Annotated in this window: 13 protein-coding genes; 6 read left to right on the top strand and 7 right to left on the bottom strand. The window is 72.0% G+C overall.

Going from position 1 to position 16,264, the window contains the following annotated elements; all coding sequences use genetic code 11:
* Positions 1-483: 483 nt before the first annotated feature.
* Entirely contained in the window at positions 484-1,038 is a 555-nt protein-coding gene (locus ACPPVO_RS49275) for an isochorismatase family protein (protein ID WP_426505993.1), read from the bottom strand.
* Between the two features lie 59 nt (positions 1,039-1,097).
* Here ACPPVO_RS49275 and ACPPVO_RS49270 point away from each other — a divergent pair, with 59 nt between their 5' ends.
* Both ACPPVO_RS49270 and ACPPVO_RS49265 read left to right on the top strand, forming a co-directional pair.
* A complete protein-coding gene (locus ACPPVO_RS49270) occupies positions 1,098-2,051 on the top strand; it encodes a MerR family transcriptional regulator (RefSeq protein WP_426505992.1) in 954 nt (317 codons plus the stop codon).
* An 11-nt stretch (positions 2,052-2,062) separates the two neighbouring features.
* The gene (locus ACPPVO_RS49265) at positions 2,063-4,453 is read left to right on the top strand and encodes a VIT domain-containing protein (RefSeq protein ID WP_426505991.1); all 2,391 of its coding nucleotides are present in this window, start codon (positions 2,063-2,065) and stop codon (positions 4,451-4,453) included.
* 395 nt (positions 4,454-4,848) lie between these two features.
* Here the strand turns inward: ACPPVO_RS49265 and ACPPVO_RS49260 are convergent, their stop codons facing one another.
* From ACPPVO_RS49260 to ACPPVO_RS49250, 3 genes are all read right to left on the bottom strand, one after another.
* Positions 4,849-5,322, bottom strand: a complete 474-nt coding sequence (locus ACPPVO_RS49260) for an HIT family protein (protein ID WP_426505990.1) — start codon at positions 5,320-5,322, stop codon at positions 4,849-4,851.
* Between the two features lie 50 nt (positions 5,323-5,372).
* Complete coding sequence (thrS, locus tag ACPPVO_RS49255; RefSeq protein WP_426514839.1) at positions 5,373-7,388, bottom strand: threonine--tRNA ligase; 2,016 nt, start codon at positions 7,386-7,388, stop codon at positions 5,373-5,375.
* Between the two features lie 631 nt (positions 7,389-8,019).
* A complete protein-coding gene (locus tag ACPPVO_RS49250) occupies positions 8,020-8,601 on the bottom strand; it encodes a phosphoesterase PA-phosphatase (RefSeq protein ID WP_426505988.1) in 582 nt (193 codons plus the stop codon).
* Between the two features lie 17 nt (positions 8,602-8,618).
* On the opposite strand from ACPPVO_RS49250, the gene ACPPVO_RS49245 reads away from it, so the two are divergent.
* Positions 8,619-8,903: a TfoX/Sxy family protein gene (locus ACPPVO_RS49245; RefSeq protein WP_426505986.1), complete on the top strand. Its 285-nt coding sequence runs from the start codon at positions 8,619-8,621 to the stop codon at positions 8,901-8,903.
* Here ACPPVO_RS49245 and ACPPVO_RS49240 read toward each other — a convergent pair.
* Genes ACPPVO_RS49240 through ACPPVO_RS49230 form a run of 3 tightly spaced genes read right to left on the bottom strand, consistent with a single transcriptional unit; the run spans position 8,869 to position 13,357 of the window.
* Positions 8,869-10,092: a cytochrome P450 gene (locus ACPPVO_RS49240; RefSeq protein ID WP_426505984.1), complete on the bottom strand. Its 1,224-nt coding sequence runs from the start codon at positions 10,090-10,092 to the stop codon at positions 8,869-8,871. The two genes, ACPPVO_RS49245 and ACPPVO_RS49240, sit on opposite strands and share 35 nt — an antisense overlap.
* Before the next feature lie 17 nt (positions 10,093-10,109).
* Positions 10,110-11,141 (bottom strand): DUF695 domain-containing protein, encoded by a 1,032-nt coding sequence (locus ACPPVO_RS49235; protein ID WP_426505982.1) that lies wholly within the window; start codon positions 11,139-11,141, stop codon positions 10,110-10,112.
* Positions 11,142-11,194: 53 nt separating this feature from the next.
* Entirely contained in the window at positions 11,195-13,357 is a 2,163-nt protein-coding gene (locus tag ACPPVO_RS49230; protein WP_426505980.1) for an elongation factor G-like protein EF-G2, read from the bottom strand.
* Positions 13,358-13,550: 193 nt separating this feature from the next.
* Here ACPPVO_RS49230 and pgsA point away from each other — a divergent pair, with 193 nt between their 5' ends.
* From pgsA to ACPPVO_RS49215, 3 genes are read left to right on the top strand one after another with little or no spacing between them, the layout of a single operon-like run.
* Positions 13,551-14,195 (top strand): phosphatidylinositol phosphate synthase, encoded by a 645-nt coding sequence (gene pgsA / locus ACPPVO_RS49225; protein ID WP_426505979.1) that lies wholly within the window; start codon positions 13,551-13,553, stop codon positions 14,193-14,195.
* Positions 14,192-15,112 carry a phosphatidylinositol mannoside acyltransferase gene (locus ACPPVO_RS49220; RefSeq protein ID WP_426505977.1) on the top strand — a complete coding sequence of 307 codons (921 nt, stop codon included), beginning with the start codon at positions 14,192-14,194 and terminating at the stop codon, positions 15,110-15,112. Before pgsA ends, ACPPVO_RS49220 begins: the two co-directional genes overlap by 4 nt.
* Before the next feature lie 10 nt (positions 15,113-15,122).
* Positions 15,123-16,256, top strand: coding sequence for a glycosyltransferase family 4 protein (locus ACPPVO_RS49215; RefSeq protein ID WP_426505976.1), 1,134 nt, complete (start codon positions 15,123-15,125; stop codon positions 16,254-16,256).
* Positions 16,257-16,264 lie beyond the last annotated feature (8 nt).

Below are 16,264 nucleotides of genomic sequence, written 5' to 3'. Positions count from 1 at the left end.
CCCGCCAACCCGACAGCACCACGCAGCGCACGTCCTGCGGTGCGCAGATCACTGCTCCACTTTCCCCGCCTACCCGACAGCACCACGCAGCGCACGTCCTGCGGTGCGCAGATCACTGCTCCACTTTCCCCGCCTACCCGACAGCACCACGCAGCGCACGTCCTGCGGTGCGCAGATCACTGCTCCACTTTCCCCGCCTACCCGACAGCACGATGTAGCGCCCGTCCCGCGGTGTGCAGGTCAGTGCTCCACTTACCCCGCCTGCCCGACGGCACCACGCAGCGCACGTCCTGCGGTGTGCAGGTCAGTGCTCCGCGTGCCGAGCCTGCCGAACAGCACCATGCATCGCACACCCCGCCGGCCTGCGTATCTCTGCCCTGCCTGCCGTTGTCTGCCTGATAACTCCATACAGCACGCGTTCTCTCGCCCCGAAGTCCCGCGGTCCGGCAGCGCTACCTGACCCGCTCGGCGCGTTCCCCCGCCTCAGCCAAAACTGACCTCCTTCGTCGCCGCGGTCCCGCCGCGCCGTCCCGGGGCCCGTTCGTCCGCCCAGTACAGATTGGTGTGCGCGATCACCAGCTCCGGCGCCGGCGCGCCCCACTGCGTCAGGTCCTCCGTAGTGTGCGCGTCCCCGACCAGCGTCGCGTCATAGCCGCGCACCAGTGCCCCGTGGAGCGTCGCGCGGATGCAGGTGTCGGTCTGCGCACCGGTGACCACGAGCCGCCCGGCACCCAGCTCGGCCAGCCGCTGCTCCAGATCCGTGTCCTCGAACGCGTCCGAATACCGCTTGTGCACCAGAGGCTCCGACTCCTGTCGCACCAGGTCGGCGACGATCTGCCAGTCCTCCGTGTCGCGGGGGAGGTGCTCGTCGTCGGAGTGCTGCACCCACACCACCGGCACGCTTTCGGCGCGGGCCTTGTCGAGCAATGCATTGATGTTGGCGATGACGCCGTCACGGTTGTGGGCACCGTGCACGGTGCCGTTCTGAACGTCGATGACGAGGAGCGCTGTGTGCGGCCGGTCAGGCAATGTCGTCATGCCAATCAATCTAGACTCAGACCTTGACAGTGTCAAGCTGACAGTGTCAGGATTGCAGCATGACCGCACAGGAATGGACGCTCGACGAGCTGATCGGCAAGGTTGCCGAGCGGCTCGACGACACCGCCTACGCGGGCGCGCCGAACGGCAGGGTGCGGGAGGTTCCCGATGCCCGAGCCGTCCGGTGGTACACCACGATCGGCCTCGTCGACCGGCCCGCTATGCGCGGACGGACGGCTTGGTACGGGCCTCGGCACCTGGCCCAACTGGTGGCGATCAAGCGGCGGCAGTCGCAGGGCTTCAAGATCGCCGAGATCCAGGCGGAACTGGCCGAGGCTCCGGATGAGGTGCTCCAGCGCATCGCGGATCTGACCGACGTCAACGCCAAGTCGACGGCCACCCCGCGCCGCTTCTGGGTGCAGCGGCCCGCCGACTACGCACGAACCCAGCCGGGCCTGGAACAGGAAGACAACGAGGACGGGGACGACGGGGACGGGGACGAGTTGGCTCGGCGGAAGCCGTCCGAACCGGCACGGCCAGGGCGTGTACGGCCGGAGCCCGGGGATGTTCGGCCCGAACTGGACGGCAGGCGGCCCGCACTGGGTCGTAAGCGGCCCGAACTGGGGCATGTGCGACCCGAGGTGGGGCGCGTGCGGATTGAGCCGGGTCACCTCGGGCCGGAGTCGGACTTGGAGCGGCCCGAGGCTGGGCGCGTGCGGATTGAGCCGGGTCACGTTGAGCCGGGTCACGTTGGGCTGGAGTTGGGCTCTGGGCCGGTGGAGCGCGTGCCTCCGGAGCGGGCGAGGCCGGACCAGCAAGCGGGGCCGGCCGTTGCGGGGCTGCTCAGCGGGGTGCCGCTGGGCGGAGGAGCGGTACTGCTGCTGAACACGACACCGACCGAGGACGACCTCGAGGCCATCCGGGTCGCGGCCCGCGAGCTCATGGACCTGCTCGCAACCCGGGGACTTGTCACACCGGACGAGACGACGACGAGGAGAGGGAACGCCAAATGAGACTCGCGACGATGACCGAGGACGAGGCGCGCACGGCCGCCGCGCCCGCGGACGAGGCCGGGCTGGGTGCGCTGCGCACCGAGCGTGGCAACCTCCCGCTCGACCGGCTCGAGGTGCGGGCCTCGATCACCGGCCTGGTCGCCCGCACCGATCTCACCCAGGAATTCGTGAACGTCCACCGGGAGCCACTCGAGGCGACCTACGTCTTCCCGTTGCCCGACCGCGCGGCCGTGATCAGCATGGCCATGACCGCCGACGGCCGGACCGTCGAGGCGGAGCTGCAGGAGCGGGGCGCGGCTCGGGAGGCGTACGACAACGCCATCGCCGCCGGGCAGCGCGCCTCGATCGCCGAGGAGGAGCGGCCCGACGTGTTCACCATGCGGGTCGGCAACATCCTGCCCGGCGAGCGGGTCAGCGTGAAGCTCTCCCTCGTGGGGCCGCTCGCGTTCGAGGACGGCGAGGCGACGTTCCGCTTCCCGCTCGTGGTGGCGCCGCGGTACATCCCCGGGGCGCCGCTCGACGGCGACAGTGTCGGCGACGGGCACGCGCTGGACACCGATGCGGTTCCCGACGCCTCCCGGATCAGCCCGCCGGTGCTGCTGCCCGGCTTCCCCAACCCGCTGCGGCTGTCGATCGACGTCGACGTCGACCCGGCCGGCCTGCCGCTCGGCGACGTGCGGTCCAGCCTGCACGTGGTGGAACAGGCGGAAAACCGTGTGTCGGTACACCCCGGTGAGCGCGCGAACCGGGACTTCGTGCTTCGACTGGCGTACGGCGCGGGGGCGCAGAGCCTCGTGCTGGCCCCCGATGCCGAGGGCGACGAAGGCACGTATCGGCTGACGGTGCTGCCGCCCGAGCCCGACGCGCCGCCGCGACCGCGGGACGTGGTGCTGCTGTTGGACCGCTCGGGCAGCATGGGCGGCTGGAAGATGGTGGCGGCCCGCCGGGCCGCGGCCCGGATCGTCGACACCCTCGGGTCCCAGGACCGCTTTGCGGTGCTGGCCTTCGACGACCGGATCGAGACGCCGGAGTCGCTGGGGGCGGGGCTTTCCGGCGGTACCGACCGGAATCGCTATCGGGCCGTGGAGCATCTCGCGCGCGTCGACGCCCGCGGCGGCACCGAGCTGCTGGAGCCGCTGCTCGAGGGGCTGCGCCTGCTCGGCTCCGACGGCACTCGCGACCGCGTTCTGGTGCTGGTAACCGACGGTCAGGTCGGCAACGAGGACCAGATCCTGCGCAGGGTGTCGTCGGCGCTGCAAGGGGTTCGGGTCCACACGGTCGGCATCGACCAGGCCGTCAACGCCGGCTTCCTCGGCCGCCTCGCCATCGCCGGCGGGGGACGCTGCGAGCTGGTCGAGAGCGAGGACCGGCTGGACGACGCGATGGACAGCATCCATCGGCGGATCGGCGCGCCGGTCGTCAGCGGCGTGACGATCGCCGCAGAAGGGCTGGCCCTGCTCGACGACACCCGCACGCCGGCGCGGTTGGCGGATGTGTTCCCGGGCGTGCCGTACGTGGTCACCGGGCGCTATCGCGGCCCGGTCGCGGGTGCGCTGGCGGTCCGCGGCACGACTCGCGACGGCAGCCCCTGGTCGGCGACGGTCACCGCGGAGCGGCACGACTCCACGGCGCTGACGGCGGTCTGGGCGCGTTCCGTACTGCGGGACCTGGAGGACCAGTACGTCACCGGCGCCCCGCTGGAGCAGCGGATCACCGAGATCTCGCTGCGGTTCGGGGTGCTTTGCCGGTTCACCGCCTTCGTGGCCGTCGACAGCCGGGTGGTCACCGAGGGCAGCGACCCGCGCAAGGTGACCCAGCCGGTGGAGAGCCCGGCGGGGTGGGAGATGCCGCGCTCGGCGCCGCCTCCGCCGCTCCAGCCGACGCTCGCCTCGATGCCGATGGGGTACGGGACGGCCGCGGGCGGGGCACCGTTCGCGGTCTCGGCGGCGCCGCAGTTCTCGGCCCGGCCTCCGATGGCCGCGCCGCCGATGGCTCCGGCGCCGATGGCCCCGCCGGGGGGTGGCGGGCCGGTTCAGCGCAAGGCGGCGCTGCACCGCGGGTCCGCCCGGCAGATCTTTAGGCAGGACGTGGACGAGGACGACGACGGCTTCGCGGGCGGGGGCCTGGACGCGCGCACGCTGGCCACGCAGGAGGCGGCGCGGTTGCGGGAGGCGGAGGGGCGGCCGGAGTACGAGCGGCGGGAGCTCCTCGAGGACCTCGGGTCGCGTCTGGCCGCGCTGTCGCTGCCGGAGCTTCGGGCGCTGGCTGAGGCCCTGACCGCGGAGTCCATCGCCGCTCGTCCGCTGGCCGAGCTGTGGGAGTTCGCGCTGGCGGAGCTCGACCGGGTTGCGGGTGGCGGGGGCGGAGACCGGCCGCAGCGTAAGGCGTTCTGGAAGCGCTGATGCCGAGGTAGTGCGAGATAGCGGAGGGGTCCGGGTGTCGTTGGGCGTCCGGACCTTTCTCCTGTCGGTATGAGCGGGCCGGCGGGGGAGAGAGATGAGGGTCAGACCGCCGCTACGAGTGGTTAGCAGGGAGATGGGGTCGGGCCGGCGGTCAGACCTCGGCCTGGCTGTCGATGTGAGCGGCTTGCGGGCAAAGGAGAGCCAGGCCATCGGTGTGAGCGGCTGCGGGAGTGAAGGTCAGGCCGTCGCTGTGAGCGGCTGCGGGAGTAGAAGGCGAGGCCGTCGATGTGAGCGGCTTGCGAGTTGGAGATGACGGGCGGGCCGGCGGTCGGACCTCGTTGATGTGCTGTCGGGCATGAGCGCGGTCTGCGGGTGGGAGATGAAGGCGGGGGCTTTCAGACCGTCGGCCAGACCTCGGCCAGGAGTTTGCGCGTGTCCGTCAGGAGCTGCGGCAGGACCTTTGTGCGGCCCACCACCGGCATGAAGTTCGTGTCGCCGCCCCATCTTGGGACTATGTGCTGGTGCAGGTGGGCCGCTATCCCGGCGCCCGCCACGGCGCCCTGGTTCATGCCCAGGTTGAAGCCGTGTGCGCCGCTCACCCGGCGGATCACTCGCATCGCCGTCTGGGTGAACGATGCCACCTCGGACGTCTCGGGCAGGGTGAGGTCGGTGTAGTCGGCGATGTGCCGGTACGGGACGACCATGAGGTGGCCCGGGTTGTACGGGTAGAGGTTGAGGATCGCGTACACGACCTCGCCGCGGGCCACGACGAGGCTCTCGTCCGGGGGCAGGCCCGGGGCCCGGCAGAACGGGCACCCGGTCGGCTCGTCGTGGTCGTCGGCCCGGTCCTCACCCTTGATGTACGCCATGCGATGCGGCGTCCACAAGCGGTCGAGTTCGTCCGGTTCGCCGGGGTTGGTCACTCGGGCGCCCCTGGCGTGGGTGCGGGGGCGGACGGGCCGAGGTTGACGCGGGAGCGGACCACGTCCACGACGTGGGCCACGGCCTCGGCCACGGGTACGCCGTTGCGCTGGGAGCCGTCGCGGTAGCGGAAGCTCACCGTCCCGTTCGCGACGTCGTCGTCGCCGGCGATGGCCATGAAGGGGATCTTCTGCTGCTGGGCGTTGCGGATCTTCTTCTGCATGCGCTCGTCGGAGTGGTCGACCTCGACGCGGATGCCTTCCTTGCGCAGGAGGTCGGCGAAGTCGAACAGGTAGTCGGCGTGGTCGGAGCGGATCGGGATGCCGACGACCTGGACGGGGGCGAGCCAGGCCGGGAAGGCGCCCGCGTAGTGCTCGGTGAGGACGCCGAAGAAGCGTTCGATCGAGCCGAAGAGCGCGCGGTGGATCATGACCGGCTGCTGGCGGGAACCGTCGGAGGCCTGGTACTCGAGGCCGAAGCGCTTCGGCTGGTTGAAGTCCACCTGGATCGTGGACATCTGCCAGGTACGGCCGATGGCGTCCTTCACCTGCACGGAGATCTTCGGGCCGTAGAACGCCGCGCCGCCCGGGTCCGGCACGAGGTCGAGACCGGAGGCCTCGGCCGCGGTACGCAGGGCCTCGGTCGCCTCTTCCCAGTCGGCGTTGTCGCCGATGAACTTGGGGGACTCGTCGCGGGTGGACAGCTCCAGGTAGAAGTCGTCGAGGCCGTAGTCGCGCAGCAGGTCGAGCACGAACTGCAGCAGGGAGCGCAGCTCGCCGCCCATCTGCTCCTTGGTGCAGTAGATGTGCGAGTCGTCCTGCGTCATGCCGCGCACGCGGGTGAGGCCGTGGACCACGCCCGACTTCTCGTAGCGGTACACGGTGCCGAACTCGAAGAGCCGCAGCGGCAGCTCACGGTAGGAGCGGCCGCGGGCCCGGAAGATCAGGTTGTGCATCGGGCAGTTCATGGCCTTGAGGTAGTACTCCGCGCCCTCCATCTCCATGGGCGGGAACATGGTGTCGGCGTAGTACGGCAGGTGCCCCGAGGTCTGGAACAGGTTCGCCTTGCTGATGTGGGGCGTGTTGACGAACTCGTAGCCGGACTCCTGGTGGCGCTGCCGCGAGTACTGCTCCATCTCGCGCCGGATGATCCCGCCCTTGGGGTGGAACACGGCGAGGCCGGAGCCGAGCTCGTCCGGGAAGCTGAACAGGTCGAGGTCGGAGCCGAGCTTGCGGTGGTCGCGCCGGGCGGCCTCCTCGAGCAGCTTCTGGTAGTCCTTGAGCGCGTCGCGCGTCGGCCACGCCGTGCCGTAGATGCGCTGGAGCTGCGGGTTCTTCTCGGAGCCGCGCCAGTAGGCGGCGGCGCTGCGCATGAGCTTGAAAGCCGGGATGAAGCGCGTCGAGGGCAGGTGCGGGCCGCGGCACAGGTCGGACCAGCAGACCTTGTCCGACTGCGCGTCGAGGTTGTCGTAGATGGTCAGCTCGCCGCCGCCGACCTCCATCACCTCGGAGGTGTCGACGTCGGACTTGACGTCGACGAGCTCCAGCTTGAACGGCTCGTTCGCGAGCTCCGCCTTGGCCTGCTCGACCGAGTCGAAGCGCCGGCGGCGGAAGCGCTGGCCGGTCTTGATGATCTCCTGCATGCGCTTCTCGAGCTTGCCGAGGTCGTCGGGGTGGAACGGCTTGTCGACCATGAAGTCGTAGTAGAAGCCGTTCTCGATCGGCGGGCCGATGCCGAGCTTGGCGTCGGGGAACACATCCTGTACGGCCTGGGCGAGCACGTGCGCGGTCGAGTGGCGCAGCACGTTGAGCCCGTCGGGGCTGGACATGTCGACCGCGTCGACCTCGGTGTCCACGGAAGGCGTCCAGTCCAGGTCGCGCAGCCGGTCGCCGTCGCGGACCACGACGATCGCCTTCGGGCCGCTGGTGGGCAGCCCGGCCGCGGCGACCGCGGCCGCCGCCGTCGTGCCTGCCGTGACCACGATGCGCGGTGGGGCTTCGGTATTCGAGCGCACTGCGGACACGGGCTGCTCCCAGCATCAAAGGGTCGGTTTTCACACCGATGCTATCGAGCGCGCCGCGACGCTCAGCGCAGGGCCGCGAAGACGCGGCGGGCGACGAGCGTGACCCAAGCCACCAGGCTCAGCGCAGGGCCGCGAAGACGCGGCGGGTGACGAGCGTGACCCAAGCCACCAGGCTCAGCGCAGGGCCGTGAAGACGCGGCGGGTGCCGAGCGTGACCCAAGCCACCAGGCTCAGCGCAGGGCCGTGAAGACGCGGCGGGTGCCGAGCGTGACCCAAGCCACCAGGCTCAGCGCAGGGCCGTGAAGACGCGGCGGGTGCCGAGCGTGACCCAAGCCACCAGGCTCAGCGCAGGGCCGCGAAGACGCGGCGGGTGCCGAGCGTGACCCAAGCCACCAGGCTCAGCGCAGGGCCGCGAAGACGCGGCGGGTGCCGAGCGTGACCCAAGCCACCAGGCTCAGCGCAGGGCCGCGAAGACGCGGCGGGTGCCGAGCGTGACCCAAGCCACCAGGCTCAGCGCAGGGCCGCGAAGACGCGGCGGGCGACGAGCGTGACCCAAGCCACCAAGCTCAGCGCAGGACCGCGAAGACGAGACCGGCGACGAGCGTGACCCAAGCCACCAAGCTCAGCGCAAGGCCGCGAAGACGAGACCCGCGACCAGAGCGCCCACCACCGTGCCGACCGCCACCTGCGCCGCGGTGTGGTCCTTGAGCGCCACCCGCGACCACCCCACGGCGCCGACGAGCGGGGCGGCGACGATGAGGACCCAGCCGTACACCAGGCAGAGGATCACCACCGACCCGGCCGCCACCGCGGCGTGGATCGACATCTTCCACCAGTGGTTGACCAGGGCGGCCACGAGCAGCCCGATGCCCCCGGCCCCGACCGCGGCCAGCAGTTCGCGGTGCGCGTGGGCGAGCAGCAGGACCACGAGCCCGGTCAGCACCGACCCCATCCCGACCAGCAGCGGCACGAGTCGCTGCCGCCGGTCGCCGATGTGGTGGTCGGTGATGCGCCCGGAGCGGACGCCGCGCAGGATGTAGAGGTAGGGCAGCACGCTCTCGAACAGCGCGGCCACCGATCCGAGGGCCAGCCCCCGCGCGAGCCCCGGCTCCGCGTGCACGCCGAGGAGCACGAGCAGCACCGACACGAGCACCGCGGGCGCGAACGCCTCCGTCAGCCACCGGGCCACGCGCTGCTTGATCACGGGGGCACACTACCGGGGTGACGTACGACGAGACCCTGGCCGCGCGGCTCCGGTCGCGCCTCGGCGCCGGGGTGACGGCCAAGCGGATGTTCGGCGGCCTGGTCTACCTGCGCGACGGCAAGATCGTCGCCGGGGTCTACGGGTCCGACCTGCTCGTCCGGGTGGGCGCCGAGGGCATGGCCGCGGCTTTGGCGCGCCCCGGCGTGCGCCCGTTCGCCATGGCAGAGCGAAAAACCCGGGGTTTTGTACTCGTCGAGCCGGATCGAATCAACGAGTGGTACCCCGCAGCGGCATCCGGGTGAAGCCCTTGAGGCTCAGGCTGTCACGCCGCTCCGGCGGGCCGGCCAGGGCGAGGTCCGGGAACCGCGCGGCCAGCGCCGGCAGGGCGACCTGGGCCTCGAGCCGGGCCAGCGGCGCGCCGAGGCAATAGTGGATCCCGCCGCCGAAGGACAGCGGCGCGTTGTTGTCCCGGTCCAGCCGCAGCTCGTCCGGGGCCTCGAAGCGCTCGGGGTCGCGGTTGCCGGCGCCGAGGTACGCCACCACGCGCTCGCCCTCGTCGATCGTGCGCCCGGCCAGCTCGACGGGCGCGGTGGCGATCCGGCTGACGATCTGCACCGGGCTGTCGAAGCGCAACAGCTCCTCGACCGCCGGATCGGCGGCGCGCGCGGTGACGCGAGCCAGCGATCCGGGGCGCTCCAGCAGCGCCACGAGCCCGTTGGCCAGCAGGTTGGTCGTGGTCTCGAAGCCGGCCGCGAACAGCAGCGCGGCGTTGCTGAGCACCTCGTCGTCGGTGAGCCGGTCGTCGGCGGCCTGGGCCTGGGCGAGCGCGCTGAGCAGGTCGTCGCGCGGCTCCTTCCGCCGCTCGTCGAGCAGGCCGGCGAGGTACTCCCGCAGCCGCGCGGCCGCCGGATCGGCCTTCGCCAGCACCTCGGGCGTGATCACCTCGAGCACCCGGGTCCAGTCGCCGACCAGCTGCTGCAGGCCGGCCCGGTCCGCGGCCGGCACCCCGAGCAGCTCCCCGATGACGGCCACCGGCAGCGGGAACGCGAACGTGGAGACGAAGTCGACGGAGTCGCCGGCGTCCTCCATCGCGTCGAGCCGCTCGGCGACCAGGCGCTCGATCGCGGGCCGCAGCGCCGCCACCCGCCGGGCCGTGAAGGCGGAGCTGACCAGGCGGCGCAGCCGGGTGTGGTCCGGCGGGTTGAGGGTGAGCATGGTCGTGAACAGCTGCATCAGCGCCGGGCGCTCGCGCCAGTCGGGGAAGCCGATGAAGGCCAGCATGTCCGGCGGCAGGTGCGCGAGCCGGCCGTCGCGGACCACGGTCTGGCAGTCGCCGTAGCCGGTCACGACCAGGGCGCCGTCCTCGGCCCGCACGATCGGGGAGATCTCGCGGAGGCGGGCGTAGCGCGGGTACGGGTCGGCCCGCCCGGTCATCGTGGTGAGCTCGTCCAGGATCCGGAGTACCTCGTCGTCCTGCACGATGTCCGCCACGCGTCCACCTTAACGGCTCAGCGAAAGTGGCCGATGCGCTCCAGGGCCGGGTCGAAGTGCCGCTCGACGCGGGCCCGGCCGTCCTTCCACCAGCCGGCCGCCTCGGCCAGGTCGTCGGCGGCGGGGGAGTCGGCGTCGACGTAGTAGTGCAGGATGCGGGCGCCCGCGCCGGTCTCGTGGGCGAGCAGGATGCCGTCGGCGCCGGACGCGGGCGTCAGGGCGTTGTCCTCGAAGTCGCGCAGCGCCGCGAGTGACTCGGCCTCGGGCAGGCCGGCCTCGGTGCGGTGCCGGTACGGCAGGGTGATCGCCACGTGCGTGTCGAACCGCGGCCAGCGGACCGGGCGCAGCGGCCGCTGGACCGCCACGATGACCGGGCCCTCGGGCGAGTCGCCGCGCAGCAGGATCCACTGCGGGGTGCCGAACTCCTCCCGCAGCGCCTCGACGGCCGCGGCAAGCTCGTTCGGGCGGGCGGCGCCGTCGGGCGGCTCGGTCTCCCAGGAGATCTCGCCGATCCACTCCTCGACGCCGTCCTCGCCGAGCAGCCAGTCCAGGGCCAGGAAGGTGACGCTGCGGCGGGCGTCCTCGCCGAGCATCCGGAAGCCGGGGTGGTAGGCGACGACGGCGATCTCGGGGGAGTCCTCGGCGCGGGTGAACGCGAAGTGCAGCTGGGCCAGGTCGAGCTGCACGCCCTCGCCGATGCCGATGGTGTGCTCCAGCACCGCCGGGTCGGCCTGCCGGGCGGTGTGGTACTCCCAGGTCGCGTCGGCCGGGGGCGCCAGGGCGCCCCAGCGGGCGGCGACGGGCCGCAGCTCGGCCACGCCGGCGGCGGAGACGACGAGGGCGTGTTTGGCGGTCGTACCGCGGTAGAACTCCCACTCCAGGTCGGGGTGGATCGCCTCGACGCGCCGGGAGACCTGCGGGGTGAGCGTGGCCCAGTCGCCGGAGGAGATCGCGGCCTCGACATCGGCCCGCACGGTCGGCCACCACGTCCAGAAGTCAACGATCGCGCCGCTGTCGCCGGCCTTGCGCTTCGAGCGCCCGAACACCACAACCCCCCCCTAACGGTGATCCCGCCGCGGCGGGATCACCGTCCAGGTAAAGGTCAGCGCGTTGCGGCGTGCTCCTTCTTGACCGCCTCGGCCAGGTGCGCCGGCATCGGGTCGTGGCGGACGAACGTGCGGGTGAACGTGCCCGAGCCCGAGGTCATCGCGCGCAGCTCGACGGCGTAGCGGACCAGCTCGGTCGCCGGCACCTCGGCCCGGACGAGGGTGCGCTCGTGGCCCTCGGGGTCCGGCTCGTTGCCCAGCACCCGCCCGCGCCGGCCCGACAGGTCGCTCATCACCGCGCCGACGAAGTCGTCAGGCACCCGGATCGTCACCTCGTCGATCGGCTCCAGCAGCGTCGTCTGGCCCTGCTCGGCCGCCTCCCGCAGGGCGAGCGCCCCGGCGGTCTGGAACGCCGCGTCGGAGGAGTCGACGGAGTGCGCCTTGCCGTCGTAGAGCGTCACGCGCACGTCGACCACCGGGTAGCCGGCGACCATCCCGCGCTCCATCTGCGTGCGCACGCCCTTCTCGACCGACGGGATGTAGTTGTGCGGCACCACCCCGCCGACGACCTTGTCGACGAACTCGAAGCCGGAGCCGCGCGGCAGCGGCTCGACCTTGATGTCGCAGACGGCGTACTGCCCGTGGCCGCCGGACTGCTTCACGTGCCGGCCGTGGCCCTGGCTCGGCGCGGCGAACGTCTCGCGCAGCGCCACCTTCACCGGCTCGGTGTCGAGCTCCACGCCGCCGGCGCGGAGCCGGTCGAGCACCACGTCGGCGTGCGCCTCGCCCATGCACCACAGCACGAGCTGGTGCGTCTCGGCGTTGCGCTCCAGCCGCAGCGTCGGGTCCCCGGCCACGAGCCGGCCGAGGTTCTTGGCGAGGGCGTCCTCGTCGGAGCGCGTGCGGGCCACGATCGCGATCGGCAGCAGCGGCTCCGGCATCTCCCAGGGCGCCATCAGCAGCGGCGACTCCTTGGACGAGATCGTGTCGCCGGTCTCGGCCGTGCCCGACTTCGTCACCGCGACCAGGTCGCCGGCGACGGCGTGCGGCACCTCGCGCAGGTGGGCGCCCAGCGGCGAGAACAGGTGGGCGAAGCGCTCGTCGGCGTCGTGGTCGGGATGGCCGCGCTCGGCCATGCCGTGGCCGGAGATGTGCACCGGCGTCTCCGGGCGCAGCGTGCCGGAGAAGACCCGGACCAGGGAGACGCGCCCGACGTACGCGTCGATCGTCGTCTTCACCACCTCGGCCACCAGCGGCCCCTCGGGGTCGCAGGCGAGCGGCTCGCGGGGGTGGCCCTCGACGTCGGTGACCGGCGGCACCTCGTGCTCCAGGGGCGACGGGAAGCCGCTGACCAGCACCTCGAGCAGCGCGTCGAGGCCGACGCGGGTCTCGCCGCACACCGGCACGACCGGGTAGAAGGTGCCGCGGGCGACCGCCTTCTCGAGGTCGTCGATGATCACCTGGGTCTCGATCGCCTCGCCGCCGAGGTAGCGCTCCATGAGCGTCTCGTCCTCGCTCTCGGCGATGATCCCCTCGAGCAGCGTGTTGCGGGACTCCTCGATCGCCGGCAGGTGCTCGACGTCGGGGTCGCGGACCTCGGGCGGGAACCCGGCCGAGTAGTCGAACACGCGCTGGGTGATCAGGCCGATGAGCCCCTCGGTGCTCGTGCCGTCGTCGCCGAGCATCGGCAGGTACAACGGCATCACGTTGTCGCCGAAGACCTCCTGGCACATCTGCAGCGTCTCGTCGAAGTCGGCGCGCTGGTGATCCAGCCGCGTGATCGCGACCGCGCGGGGCATCCCGACGTGGGCGCACTCCTCCCACAGCGCGGCGGTGGCCTCGTCCATGCCGTCGACCGCGGAGACGACGAACAGCGCGGCGTCGGCGGCGCGCAGCCCGGCGCGCAGCTCGCCGACGAAGTCCGCGTAGCCCGGCGTGTCGAGCAGGTTGACCTTCACGCCGTTGTGCAGCAGTGGCGCGCAGGACAGCGTGACCGAACGCTGCTGCTTCACCGCCGCCGGATCGTGATCGGTAACCGTGGTGCCCTCGCCCACCGAGCCGGCCCGGGGAATCGTGCCGGTCGCCGCGAGCAGCGCCTCGACCAGCGTCGTCTTCCCCGATCCGGAGTGGCCGACGACCACCACGTTGCGTACCCTGCCGGGTTCATCAACCACCGGCGCGGTGCCGGTGACACCCTTCTCCTGGACCTTCTGCGCCATCACGCGCCTCCTGAAAGTCTCGCGTTACCTGTGAGGAGTCTCACAGTCACGACCTGTTCACCGATCCCACACCCGAAACATCACCGACACAAGCCCACCGTGGCTCCCTCTCGCCTCAGCTTTACTCAAGCACCGTGAGCAGTCCCACGTGCCGGTATCGGGCAAGCTCCGCCCCCGTTATCGTGAGAGCGCCATGGCGAAGATCTTCAGCGTAGTCAGCCGGGCCGGGCTGGCCCGCGTCCTGGACCCCGTCGCCGCCGCATTATTGCGCGCCGGAGTCACCCCGAACGCCGTCACGGTGATCGGTACCGTCGGCGTGCTCGTCGGCGCGTTCGGCTTCGCGACGCGCGGCCACCTGTTCATCGCGCTCGTCATCATCACCGTGAGCTGCTTCACGGACCTCATCGACGGCTCGATGGCCCGGCAGCGCGGGATCACCAACAAGTTCGGCGCTCTGCTGGACTCGGCGATGGACCGCATCGCCGACGGCGCGATCTTCGGGTCCGTCGCCTACTACTACGCCACCCAGCACGAGCCGCGCCTGGTCGCGGCCGCCCTGCTGTGCCTGCTCACCGGGCAGGTCGTGTCCTACGTGAAGGCGCGGGCCGAGGGCCTGGGCTTCACCTGCAACGTGGGCATCATCGAGCGGCCCGAGCGGCTGGTCGGCATCGGCATCGGTGGCGTGCTGTGGACCGTCGGCGTGCCGTACGGCCTGGAGATCGTCATGTGGCTGCTCGGCGCGCTGTCGATCGTGACCATCGGGCAACGCATCGGCACGGTGTACCAGCAGGCGCACGCGGCCGAGCGGGCCCACGTCCAACCGGGCCCAGCCCGGTGAGCCTGGTCGAGCTCGGCTACGGCACCGCGTTCAACCTGCTCCCGAGGCTGCCCCGCGGCGTCGTGTGGCCGCTGTTCGCGGCGGCGGCGGCGAGCGGCTCCCGGGGGTACCGCCGCGGAAAACCGGGTAGGGGGACCGCCACGCTCGCCAAGAACCTGCGACGGGTGGTCGGACCCGAGATGCCCGAGGACGAGTTCCAGCGGCTGATGCACCGCGCCCTGCGCTCCTACGCGCGCTACTACTTGGAGGCGTTCCGGCTGCCCGGGTGCTCCAAGGAGCAGATCCTGGCCGGCTTCCGGCTCGAGCGCGGCGAGCTGCTCGGGCAGAACCACGCCGCCGGCATCGGCTCCGTGGTCGCGCTGCCGCACGCCGGCAACTGGGACGCGGCCGGGGCCTGGGTGGCGGCCAAGGGATGGCCGATCACCACCGTGGCGGAAAGACTCAAGCCCGAGAGTGTGTACCTCAAGTTCCTGGCCTTCCGCCGCTCCCTCGGCATGGAGATCCTCCCGCTGACGGGCGGCGAACGGCCCACCTTCGACGTGCTCGAGGAGCGCCTCCGCAAGGACGCGGCCGTCGTGCCCCTGCTGGCCGACCGCGATCTCACCCCGCGCGGGATCGACGTCGACTTCTTCGGCGGCCGCACCCGGATGCCGGCCGGCCCGGCGCTGCTCGCCCTGCGCACGGGCGCCCCCCTGTACGTGGTCGACATGTGGTTCGATGCGGATGCGGCGGCCGGGCACCTCGCCGGCCCGATCCCGATGCCGGGCGCCGACGAGGGCCCGCTCGACACCCGGGTCCGGATCGTCACCCAGCGGGTCGCCGACACGTTTGCCGAGGGCATCGCGCGGCACCCGGAGGACTGGCACATGCTCCAGCGGTTCTGGCTCGACGAGCCGGCCGTCAGCACCGTGGCCTAGGGGAGGGGCGTTGCGCATCGGGATCGTCTGCCCGTACTCGTTCGACGTGCCCGGCGGCGTGCAGAACCACGTCCGCGACCTCGCCGAGACGCTGATCGCGCTCGGCCATCACGTCAGCGTCCTGGCCCCCGGCGACGAGGAGGGCATGACGCTGCCCTACGTCGTGCCGGCGGGGCGGACCGTGCCGGTGCCGTACAACGGCTCGGTCGCCCGCGTCTCGTTCGGGCTCATCTCCGCCACCCGGGTGCGGCGCTGGCTCGCCGCGGGGCGGTTCGACGTGCTGCACGTGCACGAGCCGCTCATCCCGAGCCTGTCGATGCTCGCGGTGCTCTCCGCGCGCGGCCCGGTGGTGGCGACCTTCCACACCGCGATGACCCGCTCGCGGGCCCTCGCCGCCGCCCAGGGGGTGCTCCAGCTGGTGCTGGAGAAGATCACCGGGCGGATCGCGGTCAGCGAGCTGGCGCGCAAGGTGCAGGTCGAGCACCTCGGCGGCAGTGCGTGGGAGATCCCCAACGGCGTGCAGGCCTCGAAGTACCGCGGCGCCGTGCCGCTGGACGGCTGGCCGGGGGAGGGCGGCGCGCTCGGGTTCATCGGGCGCTTCACCGAGCCGCGGAAGGGTTTCCGGTACCTCCTGGAGGCTTTCGGCGCTCTGGTCGAGACGCGGCCCGGGCTGCGGCTCCTGGTGGCCGGTCCCGGTGACCCTTCGGAGGTGGTCGAGGACCTCGACGTGCGGGTCCGCGATCGCATCGTCTTCCTCGGCAAGGTCTCCGAGGAGGACAAGGCCCGGATGCTGCGCAGCGTCGACCTCTACGTCGCGCCCAACACCGGCGGCGAGTCCTTCGGCATGATCCTCACCGAGGCCATGGCGGCCGGCACCCCCGTGCTGGCCAGCGAGCTCGACGCGTTCCGCCGGGTGCTCGACGGCGGCGACGCCGGGGCGCTGTTCCCGGTCGGCGACGCCGGCGCCCTCGCCCGCTCCGCCGCCGCCCTGCTCGACGACCCCGCCCGCCGGGCCGCCCTGGCCGCCCGGGGCGCCGAGGTGGTGGCCGCGTACGACTGGCCGGTCGTCGCCGAGCGGGTCCTCGAGGTGTACTCGACGGCGATCGAGGTTGCCGGAGCGACCGTGCAGGAGTCCGTCCCGTAGGCTGCGCC

The organism is Dactylosporangium sp. McL0621, from assembly GCF_049995355.1.
Taxonomy (GTDB): Bacteria; Actinomycetota; Actinomycetes; order Mycobacteriales; family Micromonosporaceae; genus Dactylosporangium.
This window is presented reverse-complemented; position numbering and strand designations above follow the sequence as displayed.